The 13,550-nt window shown below is 34.6% G+C and carries 12 protein-coding genes and 1 tRNA gene; 3 read left to right on the forward strand and 10 right to left on the reverse strand.

Annotated elements, in window-relative coordinates; genetic code table 11:
- The first annotated feature begins 104 nt into the window (after positions 1-104).
- On the forward strand, positions 105-701 hold the full coding sequence (gene gstA / locus FPB0191_RS09025; protein WP_039105484.1) for a glutathione transferase GstA: 597 nt from the start codon (positions 105-107) through the stop codon (positions 699-701).
- A gap of 48 nt (positions 702-749) precedes the next feature.
- On the opposite strand, the gene FPB0191_RS09030 is transcribed toward gstA, so the two are convergent.
- The 9 genes from FPB0191_RS09030 to FPB0191_RS09070 form a co-directional block, all read right to left on the reverse strand.
- Positions 750-1,616, reverse strand: a complete 867-nt coding sequence (locus tag FPB0191_RS09030; RefSeq protein WP_039105485.1) for an EamA family transporter — start codon at positions 1,614-1,616, stop codon at positions 750-752.
- A 3-nt stretch (positions 1,617-1,619) separates the two neighbouring features.
- Entirely contained in the window at positions 1,620-2,531 is a 912-nt protein-coding gene (gene truB, locus FPB0191_RS09035; RefSeq protein WP_039105486.1) for a tRNA pseudouridine(55) synthase TruB, read from the reverse strand.
- 349 nt (positions 2,532-2,880) lie between these two features.
- On the reverse strand, positions 2,881-3,258 hold the full coding sequence (gene rbfA / locus FPB0191_RS09040) for a 30S ribosome-binding factor RbfA (RefSeq protein WP_039105487.1): 378 nt from the start codon (positions 3,256-3,258) through the stop codon (positions 2,881-2,883).
- Between the two features lie 92 nt (positions 3,259-3,350).
- Positions 3,351-6,047: a translation initiation factor IF-2 gene (infB, locus tag FPB0191_RS09045; RefSeq protein ID WP_039105489.1), complete on the reverse strand. Its 2,697-nt coding sequence runs from the start codon at positions 6,045-6,047 to the stop codon at positions 3,351-3,353.
- A 30-nt stretch (positions 6,048-6,077) separates the two neighbouring features.
- A complete protein-coding gene (nusA, locus tag FPB0191_RS09050; RefSeq protein ID WP_039105490.1) occupies positions 6,078-7,553 on the reverse strand; it encodes a transcription termination factor NusA in 1,476 nt (491 codons plus the stop codon).
- Positions 7,554-7,592: 39 nt separating this feature from the next.
- Entirely contained in the window at positions 7,593-8,048 is a 456-nt protein-coding gene (rimP, locus tag FPB0191_RS09055; RefSeq protein WP_039105492.1) for a ribosome maturation factor RimP, read from the reverse strand.
- Between the two features lie 193 nt (positions 8,049-8,241).
- Positions 8,242-8,318: transfer RNA gene (locus FPB0191_RS09060), tRNA-Met, on the reverse strand.
- A gap of 998 nt (positions 8,319-9,316) precedes the next feature.
- Positions 9,317-9,769: a MarR family winged helix-turn-helix transcriptional regulator gene (locus tag FPB0191_RS09065; protein ID WP_034883416.1), complete on the reverse strand. Its 453-nt coding sequence runs from the start codon at positions 9,767-9,769 to the stop codon at positions 9,317-9,319.
- A gap of 2 nt (positions 9,770-9,771) precedes the next feature.
- Positions 9,772-10,203, reverse strand: a complete 432-nt coding sequence (locus tag FPB0191_RS09070; protein ID WP_039105501.1) for a hypothetical protein — start codon at positions 10,201-10,203, stop codon at positions 9,772-9,774.
- A gap of 839 nt (positions 10,204-11,042) precedes the next feature.
- Here FPB0191_RS09070 and FPB0191_RS09075 point away from each other — a divergent pair.
- Positions 11,043-11,402: an MmcQ/YjbR family DNA-binding protein gene (locus FPB0191_RS09075; protein WP_039105503.1), complete on the forward strand. Its 360-nt coding sequence runs from the start codon at positions 11,043-11,045 to the stop codon at positions 11,400-11,402.
- 152 nt (positions 11,403-11,554) lie between these two features.
- Here the strand turns inward: FPB0191_RS09075 and FPB0191_RS09080 are convergent, their stop codons facing one another.
- Positions 11,555-12,451: a LysR family transcriptional regulator gene (locus FPB0191_RS09080; RefSeq protein WP_082018297.1), complete on the reverse strand. Its 897-nt coding sequence runs from the start codon at positions 12,449-12,451 to the stop codon at positions 11,555-11,557.
- Positions 12,452-12,551: 100 nt separating this feature from the next.
- On the opposite strand from FPB0191_RS09080, the gene FPB0191_RS09085 reads away from it, so the two are divergent.
- Positions 12,552-13,172, forward strand: a complete 621-nt coding sequence (locus FPB0191_RS09085; protein ID WP_039105507.1) for an NADPH-dependent F420 reductase — start codon at positions 12,552-12,554, stop codon at positions 13,170-13,172.
- The last annotated feature ends 378 nt before the right edge of the window (positions 13,173-13,550 follow it).

Here is a 13,550-nt window from a genome sequence, read left to right on the forward strand (position 1 = left end):
ATTCACAACATCGTTGAGAGATCACTTTGTTTCTGAACCTCAACGGTGCTAATATAGATATCTCTATATAGTTAAATAACTACCAACATAAGGAAGGATAAAAGATGAAACTTTACTATAAGCCTTTTGCTTGTTCACTTACCCAACATATACTACTCATTGCATCAAAACTTGATTTTGATATTGAAAGGGTGGATTTAAAAACTAAAAAAACAGAGCATAATCATAACTTTTATGATATTAATCCGCGGGGGCAAGTTCCAACTTTAGTGTTGAATGATGGCACAGTCTTAACCGAAAATATTGCTATAGCTCAGTATATTGCTGATTCAGCACCTGATGCTAAGTTAATTGCCCCGGTTGGTAAACCTGAACGTTATCAAACTTTGTCATGGTTAAGCTATGTTGGTACTGAACTACATACTGCTTATGTACCTCTCTTTAAATCCGACGAACAAACCAGCAAAGAAGCTGCTGTGAAAGTGCTACAAACAAAATTAAATTTTATTGAAGCACGATTAGCAAATCGTCAATTCATAGCCACCGATTACTTCACTATTGCCGATGCTTATTTATATGTGGTTTTGAGTTGGCGTAAATATGTCGAACATTTACCGGCTTATCCAGCAATTGATCAATATACACAGCGTATTGAAGCAATTCCAGCTGTGAAACAAGCGTTAGAGCAAGAAAGTAAATAATAGCTTTAAGTGGGTCACAAAGACCCACTATTTATTCATCTACTTTTGTTATTGGTTCACGCTGTCAATTTTAGGTTTATGACCAATTGATAACACCGTGCCAATTGACGAAACAATGATGAGACTTATTGAAATCCATTGATTGCAAGTCAGCTTTTCTTCTAAAAATATAAAACCAGATATAGCACCTAATACGGGTGTTAAGCTCATTAATGTACTAAAAGTTAATGCAGAAACTCTAGGTAGTGTGATGACATCTAATGCATAAGGTATCGCCGATGCTAAAACAGCTACAACAAATGCCAGAGGTAATACATCTAGCGAAAACATCGCCATACCATTATGCCATACGCTTATAGGGAAAATAATACAACAAACCAATCCCGATGCAATTGCCACGCTTGAACTGCCTTGTAATTGTCCAGCTTTACGTCCAGTTATTATATATAATGCCCAGCAACTACCAGCACATAATGCAAATAGCAGACCATAGGGATCTAAACTAGAATTAGCTTGATGGATAGGTAACAATGAAACTAATCCAATTATTGCAATAGCTAACCAAATAAAATCTAGTAGCTTACGCGCAGAGCACATTGCTACTATTATAGGTCCAGTCAATTCAATAGCTACAGCAATGCCAATTGGAATGCGTTCTATTGCATAATAGAAAGATAAATTCATAAAACCCAAAGCCAATCCATAAACAATAATGTATTTCCATGCTTGTTTAGAAACGGGTTTACGCCAAGGTTTAAATATAAAAATTAGCATTAATGAGGAAAAAAACAGTCGCCAAGCCGTCATTCCTTCCGGCCCTAGCATTGAAAACAAATATTTAGCTAACGAAGAACTGCCTGTTACTGATGCTATAGAAACGAAAATCAATAGTATTGGTACAAAACGTTTTAACATTTCCTATTTTTCCGTTTGAATAAGCCGTTTTGGTACTAATTTATCAACCCTAACTTCACCCATACCAATAAATTTATCTTGTTGATACAATCTAACTAATTGAGGAGATTCATTATATGATTCATTAAGCTGAATTGAGCGACCTAATAATAGATCGTTACCTTGTTCGTTTGTCAGAATAATACAATTGTAATCAAGTGCTGGGCTATCAATCGGTAGCAATAACTCATCAAGCAAGGCTTGATTGTCACTATGCTGACGCAGAAAATCTAATGTTACCATTTTTTCATAGGGATAAGTTGAAACTTGTAACCGTCTTAAATATATAACATGTGCACCGCAGCCTAATAATTCGCCCAGATCATCTATGATAGTACGAATATATGTGCCCTTTGAGCAATGAATTTCCAATTCTAGCTGGTTGTTATGCAAGCTAATAAAGCGATTTTCGTAGATGGTGATAGGTCTTGCTTCACGTTCAATAGTCACGCCTTGACGGGCATACTCATACAATGGTCGCCCTTGATATTTTAAAGCTGAAAACATTGTTGGTAATTGCATAATATCGCCACGAAATTGTTCTAACGCAGCAAAAATATCTACTTCAGTAACATTAACACTTTTTTCAGCAACAACTGTTCCATCGGCATCAGAAGTATCAGTGCGAACACCCAATTGCGCAATAACTCGATAACGTTTATCGGAGTCTAATAGATATTGTGAGAACTTTGTTGATTCACCAAAACAAATTGGTAACATACCTGTAGCGAGTGGATCTAATGCACCGGTATGTCCTGCTTTTTTTGCATTATAGAGATATCTTACCTTTTGTAGTACATCATTAGATGTCATACCCTGTGGTTTATCTAATAATAATACGCCGTGAAGGTTACGACCTTTTTTTCTTCTTGCCATAATTGATCTGAATAAATTTCTAAAACTTGTATTTATCGTTAATTATTATAACGTTAACAATTTATTGATTTTGATAGTGATTAATTAAATTCAACAAAATTAGATGTTAAAAGTATTAAGCTTAATTTATTAGCTTTAGTTCTAATAGTGAGAAACCATTTCCTAAATTCAATATAAGGTTAATAACAATATGAATTAGCAAACCTAGTTGTCAATTTAGTTATTTTGCTGAATTATTTGCATTATATAAATATTTAAACGATTACTTTTTTATACCATTAAAAAGAATAAATCCCTTGCCTGTAAATTAACAAGGGATTTTTATCAAGCTAAATAAAAATTGATAATATTAATCTTGATGTCGATTTTCATCCTGTTGAATGACTTGACTAACAAGATTAGACATGCGCATACCTTCAACTAATGATTGGTCATAAACAAATTTTAATTCTGGAATAATCCTTAATTTCATTGCTTTACCAACTAAAGAACGAATATAACCCGTTGCATCATTCAATACTTTCAATCCTTGAGTAACAACTTCTGAATCATCATCATTAAGAAATGTCACAAATACCTTCGCATAAGACAAATCCTTAGATAGTTCTACTCCGGAGACTGTTACCATACCAAGACGAGGATCTTTTATTTCTCTTTGCAATATAATTGCAATTTCTTTTTGTAGTTCGTGACCAACACGTTGTGGGCGACTAAATGACTTTGCCATATTATTGAATCCTCCCAAATGATCCGGTTAAGTGAAAAGCACAAAACCGGATTAATGCTTTATAATTTGCTATTCTTCAACAATAGCTAAATTTAGATAGTTCGTTTAATTTCGATTGTTTCGAATACTTCGATCGAATCGCCTACACGAACATCATTGTAATTTCGAACGCCAATACCACATTCCATACCATTACGAACTTCATTAACATCATCTTTAAAACGGCGTAGTGATTCTAATTCACCTTCATAAATAACAACGTTTTCACGTAGAACGCGGATTGGATTATGACGTTTTACAACACCTTCAACAACCATACAACCTGCAATTGCACCAAACTTAGGTGATTTAAATACGTCGCGAACCTCTGCTAAACCAATAATTTCTTGCTTGTATTCAGGAGAAAGCATACCACTCATCGCCTGTTTAACTTCATCAATTAGGTCATAAATAACAGAATAGTAACGTAGATCCAGATTTTCTGATTCAATTACCTTGCGCGCGGATGCATCAGCACGAACATTGAAACCAAGTATAATTGCATTTGATGCCGCCGCTAATGATGCATCAGTTTCTGTAATACCACCAACACCTGAACCAACAATCTTAACTTTTACTTCATCTGTTGATAGTTTAATTAATGCGTCACTAATTGCCTCAACTGAACCTTGTACATCAGCTTTTAACACGATATTTAATTCGGATACATCACCTTCGGTCATGTTGGTGAACATGTTTTCCAGTTTTGCTTTTTGTTGACGTGCTAATTTCACATCACGGAATTTACCTTGACGATAAAGGGCAACTTCACGCGCTTTCTTCTCATCACGAACAACGGTTGCTTCATCGCCTGCTGCTGGCACACCAGAAAGCCCTAAGATTTCAACAGGAGTAGATGGACCTGCTTCCGTCACGTCTTTGCCCATTTCATTACGCATTGCACGAATACGTCCGTACTCAAATCCACAAAGAACAATATCACCTTTATGTAAAGTACCTGACTGAACGAGTACAGTAGCAACTGGACCACGACCTTTATCCAAGAAGGATTCAATCACAACACCACTTGCCATACCAGATTTAATAGCGGTTAACTCTAATACTTCAGCTTGTAATAGAATTGCTTCTAAAAGCTGATCGATTCCTGTACCAACCTTAGCAGATACGTGAACAAATTGAGCATCACCACCCCAATCTTCTGACATTACACCGTATTGTGCTAGTTCACCCTTAATACGTTCAGGATCAGCCTCTGGTTTATCAATTTTATTCACTGCAACAACAATAGGTACATTGGCAGCTTTAGCATGTTGAATTGCTTCAATAGTTTGTGGCATTACACCATCATCGGCAGCAACAACTAATACGACGATATCAGTAGCTTTCGCACCACGAGCACGCATTGAAGTAAATGCAGCATGTCCTGGAGTATCTAAAAATGTGATTTCACCATTCGGTGTTTTTACATGATATGCACCAATATGCTGAGTAATACCACCGGCTTCACCGGAAGCAACTTTTGCTTTACGAATATAGTCCAATAAAGAGGTTTTACCATGGTCAACGTGACCCATAATTGTAACAACTGGAGCACGCGATACTTTTTCAGCGCCTGTATCACGATCGCTCATTAGTGATTCTTCTAATTCATTTTCACGACGAAGTACTACTTTATGACCCATTTCCTCAGCAACTAGTTGTGCTGTTTCCTGATCGATTACCTGATTAATGGTTGCCATTGCTCCCATTTTCATCATGGTTTTAATCACTTCGGAACCTTTAACTGCCATTTTATTAGCAAGTTCTGCAACTGTTATTGTTTCACCAATGACAACATCACGGTTAACGGCTTGTACAGGTTTATTAAAACCTTGTTGAATAGTACTTTTGCCTTTTTTCTTGTGACCACTACGTGTAATAGCACGTGCTTCTTCGCGTTCAGCTTTGCTTTCTGACAGCTTACTACCTTTCTTCTGTTTGGTAATTTTGCCACCTCGTCCACGTCCACGTCCGCTTTCAACTTCACGGTCATTGTCATCTTCGGCAGCTCTAGCATAAGCAGAGGTGGTAACATGATAATCTTCATTTTCTTCAATGCGTTCTTCATTGTCATCACTATATTGTGCTGCAAGTTTGCGTGCCTCTTCCGCCATTCGCTTAGCTTCTTCTTCAAGCTTACGACGGTTTTCTTCTTCCGCCTTGCGCTTGATTTCATTAGCTTCTGCTTCTAAGCGTGCTTTTTCATCGTTAACTTTTTTTACTTTGGTATCATTATTTGCAGTTTTCGCTTCTTGGATCTGCTCTTTTTCAGCATTAGCTTTAGCTAATTCTGCTTGTTTTGCTTGTTCTGCTTGCAACTCTTGCTCTCTACGTAATTTTTCAGCTTCTTGTTTCGCTTTCTCTTCAGCTAACAAACGTGCTTTTTCTTCTTCAGCAGCCTTTTGCTCAGCTGCTTTTCTTTCCGCCTCTAAACGCGCTTTTTCTTGCTCTGCTGCAATTTGAGCGGCGTCATGTTTAACAAAAGTACGTTTTTTACGTACTTCTATTTTTACTTCTTTGCTTTTTCCACCTGAACCTTGTACATTTAGGGTTGAGTGAGTTTTACGTTGCAAAGTTAATTTTGTTGGTGCCTTTTGCGGATTAAGATGCGCTAATAAGGCTTCTTTCTCCGCTTGAGTCACGGTATCTGATACAGATTTTTTAATACCTGCCTCAGCAAATTTTTGCAACAGGGTTTCCACTGGAGTATTAATTTCTTGCGCCAGTGTTTTTATCGATACTTTGGTCATAGGCAATTGTCCCTTCCTGTTACTTTCAAACTATTCATTGGCAAACCAACAGATGTTACGCGCTTTCATGATTAACTCACCAGCTTGCTCACTATTCAAGCCTTCAATATCAGCTAACTCATCTGTACCTTGTTCAGCTAGCTCTTCTAATGTCGTAATACCATTAGCAGCTAATTTATAAGCTAATTCTTGAGTAATACCCGGAAGATTGATTAAATCTTGCGACGGTTGTTTATCGCTTCCATTTGCTAACGCTAAATTCGTTAAGGCATTTTTAGCACGATTTTTCAGTTCTTCAACTAGCTCTTCATTTAACCCATCAACTTCTAGCAATTCATCAACTGGAATATAAGCCAGTTCGTCTAAGCTACTAAACCCTTCTTCAAAAAGTAATGTAGCAAGCTCTTCATCAATATCAAGGTGATTCATGAAATTCTTAATTGCCGCAAATGATTCTTGATGGTGTTTTTCTTGCAGTTGATCAGTAGTCATCACGTTTAACGTCCAACCTGTAAGTTGAGATGCTAATCGGATATTTTGCCCATTGCGACCGATTGCCTGTGGCAAGGTTTCTGCATTTACGGCGATATCCATCGTGTGTTTATCTTCATCAACCACAATTGATGCTACATCAGCTGGTGCCATGGCATTAATCACATACTGGACAGGATTGTCATCCCATAATACGATATCAATACGTTCACCACCAAACTCATTAGAAACTGCCTGCACTCGCGCACCACGCATACCGACACAGGCACCAACTGGATCTATTCGTCGATCATTGCTTTTAACGGCAATTTTCGCTCTTGAGCCAGGATCACGAGCAACACCTTTAATGTCGATCATCTCTTCGCCGATTTCTGGTACTTCAATGCGGAACAATTCTTCCATCATCTGTGGATTAGAACGGCTAACAAATAATTGCGCCGGTTTATTTGGTGTTTCTACCAAATATAAAATACCACGCACTCGGTCACCAATACGGAAATTTTCTCTTGGTAACATATCATCACGCATCATCATGGCATCGGCATTATTACCTAAATCAAGAATGACGCTATCACGATTTGTCTTCTTTACTATCCCAGTAACAATTTCCCCGATACGGTTACGAAACATATCAATAACCATTGCTCGTTCAGCTTCACGAACTTTTTGCACAATAACTTGCTTTGCTGTTTGCGTTGTGATGCGATCGAAAGCAATCGAATCAATTTGCTCATCAACATAATCACCAATTTGTTTAGAAGGATCTTCATACTGGGCTGCTTCTAAGGTAATTTCGCGTAATGGTTGTGTAACATTATCAACAACTGTCCATAGACGGAATGTATCATAATCGCCCGTTTTACGATCAATTTTAACAACTACATCAATATCTTGCCCGTTCTTTTTCTTCGTTGCAGTTGCAAGTGCTGATTCCAAAGCTTCAAAAATTTTTTCTCTTGATAACGCTTTTTCATTAGATACAGCTTCAACAACTGCTAAAATCTCTTTATTCATCCTGTTCTACCTACTTATCTTTAAATTGTTAAATTAGGTTTAAAATTTAGGAACAATATTTGCTTTTTGAATATTACTTAAAGCAAAAACCTCATCTTTTCCATCGATAACTAAAGTAACCATTTCATTATCGTCAATTGATTTAATTGTGCCTTTCCAATTACGCCTATTAGCCACTGCAATGCGTAATGCCACACTGATCTCTTCACCTATAAAACGACGATAATGCTCAACATTAAATAGTGGGCGGTCCATACCCGGCGATGACACTTCCAAGTTATAAGCTGTTGTAATCGGATCTTCAACATCTAAAACAGCACTAATCTGGCGACTCACATCCGCACAATCATCTACTGTTATGCCGTTTTCACTATCAATGTAAACACGTAAAATCGGTGAACGGCTACGAATATATTCAACGCCAACCAATTCAAATCCTAACGCCATAACTGGGTCTTGAATAATATTTACTAATTGCTGTTCTAAATTAGTCAATGAAACCTCCACAGCACCGTTACAAAATAAAAAAGGGCATAAAGCCCAACTTAATCAATAATCCATTAAATATCAGTAATTACACTTCTGCAGACATTAAAAAACCTCGACAAGCGAGGCTACATTTTAGATTCTGTAATGAAGCCACTTTACTGTAATATATTAAATAATTAACATTATTTATAAATTCAAGTGGTTGCGGGGGCTGGATTTGAACCAACGACCTTCGGGTTATGAGCCCGACGAGCTACCAAGCTGCTCCACCCCGCGTCAGATGGGTTAAAATTATACGCTTTTTAGTTTAAAAAGCAAATATTAATTTTCCATTTCCATAGTAGATCGAGTTATAAAAATCTAATTATAAACAATATAAAAAGTGAGTAAAAAAATATAGATTCGTAATACTGATCACGCATATATATCGTGTGATTTTATATGGAAATGAAGGTGCTTACAATATAATAGATAGTGTGACTTTAGTAATAGAAATTATTCCATAATTAGAAACAATTCCTTATTCTTAAAAGGATAGTAGAATGAGAATCTTTGACAGTTAAAAGCTAGAATACATATTCTATCAGTTTTGTAAGAGTGCCTATATCTCAACAAAGATTCTTTTACCGTTACCGTCTATAACGGTTACCTCTAAAAATAATTAACAATCGTGACAGATAGTTAATATTATATACATTCCGGCTATATGCTCTTGCATTTATCGTGATTGGCTTTAGCGCCACCAAAAAATCGCTCAATATCATTTGATTTATTTAAGTAATCAAATTGACACTTTTAATGCTCACTTATTTTTGATTTAAAGTTAATTTTTCGCGGGTGTAAAAATCTGGTCAAAGAGGCGGTACCCAATTTTGAGTGTTAAAGAAATTAACCCTCCCCCATTAAAATAAAATTTTATAAAAAACTATGCATACTATACATGATTTCTTGTAAGCCTTATACTGTTATTGTTTGTGCTATGTATGTTCTACATTTTTACTGTACATAATTCAGTGATGTAAAAATTTATTACTAGATTAGCTAAATAATGGACTATCTATTTTTTATGATTTTGATTATTACAAGCCCAAAAAATACTTTTATTTCGCGGTTTTGCACAGAAATGAGTAAAGGCGGTGTTTTAGCTATTGAGTTGTAGATATTTACTACCCCATAACTGTTATAATAATACAACGAAAGGAATACTAATTAGATAATATTTTAATTGATTAGTGCTGATAGATAGTTATTAAAGTTTAATCTATTCTATAATATCATGACAGTTTTAATAACATTTTATGGAAATAGGTGATATCTTCGCCCAAACAAGAAAAAAATTGATTATCAAGCTTTTCTACTAATGGAGTAGTTTTATTGACCATAACATAGCCATTATCTGTTAATTGAATAGATTTGGCTCTACTATCTTTTATTGATGTAATTCTTTTAACTAATGTTTTTTTTTCTAAATTATCTAAGATTTGCGATACAGTAACAACATCAATATTAGCATGTTGAGATAAAGTTACTTGCGTAACTTCATCACAATGTTCCGAAAGATATGCCAACGTGGTAAGAATAATAAATTGCGGATGAGTTATTGAATACTGTTTCAAACTATTTTTTATTAAACTATGCCAAGCTGCATAGGTTTTCATAAATACAAAACCCATAGATTCTGACGAATCATGTTTAAATTGAGAAGAAAACCTATTATCTTTGGACATACTTATTTTTCTACCAGCTCTTTTAATAAAAATGCTTTATCTATAATATCATTTGAAATATTCTTCAAAAAATCATAACAAACTTTATTTGATAATTCCACTGTCGGTTCTAATTCAATTACCGCTTTTATAGCATATTTATTATCTGAATATTCGATTATTTGATGAGAAAAAAACAAAGCCCCAATATCTGGGATATCAAATCTTTCAGTCAATTCTCTATTAATCAATACGGTAGATAATACAACTTTCATGGCAGGCATGTTTTCCAGTTTAAATAAACCATTAACTCCACTTTTCATTTCACCTGTTATAGTAAATTCTTCAAGATCTGTTTCCCAAAGTTTTCTTAATGAAAAGTCAGTAAAATATGGCCAAATTTTATGAGGCATGGACACGGTTGGAAGTTCAAAAGAAATAGAAATTTTTTTCATATATAATCCTTATTTATTTAATTAGTGTGCTTATAATAAGTATACTAATTAAATGCGTCAACTAAATTTTATCGTGCTTGTTACAAATTTGTTTCACCTACGACAAAAGACGCGATTAATTATTATTAATATAATTGAATTGGTCGCGTTTAAAAAAGCTATTTGCTAACCTCGTGTGATATCGTTTTAGGTGCTACATCAAATACCACTTAATACCTCATAAAATTTGGTCATAAATGTGTCTAAATGTACTTTAATTGGTGTTAATTAAATGTTTTATCGATGTGATTACTGTGTTTTAAGTATTTTATGGACTTTAATGGATATTAATGAGCCACGGAAAACTAAGCATAAAAAGAAAAAACCTTATTAATACTATGTTTTTATTTTTAATAAATTCAACCGAATACCTGAAAAGAAAAGTGCCCCTTAAAATTGGGTGTTTTTCGTACTCATTTAATTTTGATTTAAAGTTTATTTTCGCGGATGTAAAAATCTGTCTAAAGAGGCAGTACCCAAATTTGAGTGTTAAAGAAATTACTACCCCATTAACATAAAATTTTATAAAAAACTGTACATACTATACATGATTTCTTATAACCCTTATTGTATAAGGGTTTGTGCTATGTATAGTCGGCATTTTAACTATACATAACTCTACATTCGAACTGTACATAATTCAGTGGTGTAAAAATTTTTTATTAGATTAGCTAAATAATGGACTATTTATTTTTTATGATTTTGATTAGTGCAAGACAACTATAATGTTATACTTAAGGAGATAAACTTCAATGCAGTTAAGTTGTATTTTCTATATCCAACATCTTTAGGAGATTATAATGAATAGAGAAACATTATTTAACTATGCCAAAAAACATTTTCATTCAGAACCTAACTATCTTTGGGAAAATTTACCTAACTATGCAGTATTGCGCCATCATCAGGATGGTGATAAATGGTATGCTATTGTTATGAATGTATCTGGCTCAAAACTTGGGCTAAAAGATGATAAAGAGATTGATGTTCTAGATATTAAAGCAAGACCTGAACATATAGGCTCTTTAAGGAAAAAAGAAGGTATTTTGCCAGCATATCATATGAATAAAGAACATTGGATCAGCATTATTCTTTCTGGACATTTATCAGATAAAGAAATATTCGATTTGCTTAACGAAAGTTATCACTTAACTTCAAAGTAATTTTAGCCTTAGCTTTAATATATTTGTTTATTTCATTAAGTATCTATTTTGTATTATACAAAAAACGCCAATCAAGGTGGTTAGAATACTCATAAACAAAAAAGTATGCTCATCTGCTTTAGGTAACCGATTTATACTGCCTATTATGATTTCTAACTTTGTTCATCTTCACCAAATTTTTGGATACAAAAATCAATAAAACATCTTAGTTTAGGTAGAACATGTCGATTAGATGCATAAAGAATATGCATGGGTCGGGTTGGCACGTGATAGTCAGGTAAAAGATGAACTAACAATCCTTTTTCTATTGCTGGTGTCACCATTTCGGCTGATTGTAACATAATACCTAATCCAGCAATGGCAGCTGGTAATAGTGCATCACCACTGTCGGTCATGAATCGCCCTGATACAGGTACAGAAAAATGACCTTCAGATCCCTCAAATTGCCAATGAGTTTGTAATGTTGTGTGAGAAAAACCTAAACATTCGTGATATTTAAGATCTTTTGGTGAATTAATCGGTGGTGAGGATTTTAAATATAAAGGAGCAGCACACAAAATCAACTGGTAAGGTTTTAATTTTCTTGCAATTAATCCACTATCAGGTAATTCGCCAACTCTGAAAACTAAATCAAATCCTTCATCAATTAAATCAACAATACGATTAGTAAGTGATAAATCAATGGAAATTTCTGGATAAGTGCTTAAAAACTCGGGTAACTGAGGTGCTAATGCATGAGTACCAAATGTTGTTGGTGCACTAATCTTAATTCGCCCTCGAGGTATGGCATTAATTTGTGCTGCAATCGCTTCTGACTCTTCAACTTCGGCAAGAATATTTTTGGCACGTTCATAAAATGCACGTCCTACTTCGGTTAAGCTCTGGTGACGAGTTGTTCTATTTAACAAACGAACATTTAGGTGTTCTTCAAGCATGCGGACATGTTTACCAACTAATTGTGGTGACATATTAAATACGTTTGCTGTAGCCGAAAATGAGCCTAATTCAACGGCTTTCACAAAAACAGACATAGAAGTTAATCTATCCATTAGAAACAATTTGTTTTTAAATATGAAATATAACTGAAATTTATCACTTTTTATTTCTATTGTATAGTTTTATCAATTCATTCATAAACAGGAGATAAAAATGAAAATTGCTATTATTGGAACAGGAAATATGGGGACAGGACTTGCAAATGTACTTGCCACAACAAATCATGATATTGTAATTGCAAGCAGAAACTCAGCAAAAGCTAAGGCTCTCGCAAAAAATATAGGCGCTGAAAGCGGTTGTATTGAAACTGCGGTAAAATCAGCCGAAATGGTGATTTTAGCACTACCTTATCAAGCCGTAAAAGAGGTATTACTCTCTTGTGGTGATTTAACTGATAAAATATTAATTGATATAACTAACCCAGTTACGGAAGACTTTAAAGACTTACTGATTGGGCATGTCACATCAGGCGCAGAAGAAATTCAAGCATTGGCACCAAAGGCGAAAATCGTAAAAGCATTTAATACTATCTTTGCCCAATTATTACCTACATCAGCACGAACAAAACAAACTTTACAAGTTTTTATTGCTTCTGACGATGATAACGCGAAAACCATTGTATCAAACATTGCTAATTCAATTGGATTTGAACCGATTAACGCTGGTTCTTTGTGTAATAGTCGTTTTATTGAACCTATTGGTGCAATGAATATTCATTTTGCCTTTTTCCTTGGGCAAGGACCAACTGTAGCCCCAATTTGGGTCAAAGCATAAATATGAAAATAACAGTCAATTTTGTTATTTAATTTATAATAAACAAAATGATATTAAAATTTATATTTCTAAATAGTCGCCATATACGGTTTATATTTTAACTCTACATTCGTACTATACAAAAAAACCGCCAACCAAGGCGGTTTAAACATTAATAAATAATTAGCTTTAGATAGACTCTTCTGCTTTAGGTAACCAGTCTTTACTAGCGTTTAAATTAAGCTCTAAATTAGTTTTAACCCCCTACTGTAAAGCACTTCTTTATGTATTGCTTGCCGTTCTCGTTCATTGCATAACTTAAAAACTGGGTAAGGGATAGGGGATTGCTTAACCCTGTGTTGCAGATGTATTCGACATAAGCATGGTAAAGATACTTTC

This window comes from Frischella perrara (assembly GCF_000807275.1).
In the GTDB taxonomy this organism is placed as follows: Bacteria; Pseudomonadota; Gammaproteobacteria; order Enterobacterales; family Orbaceae; genus Frischella; species Frischella perrara.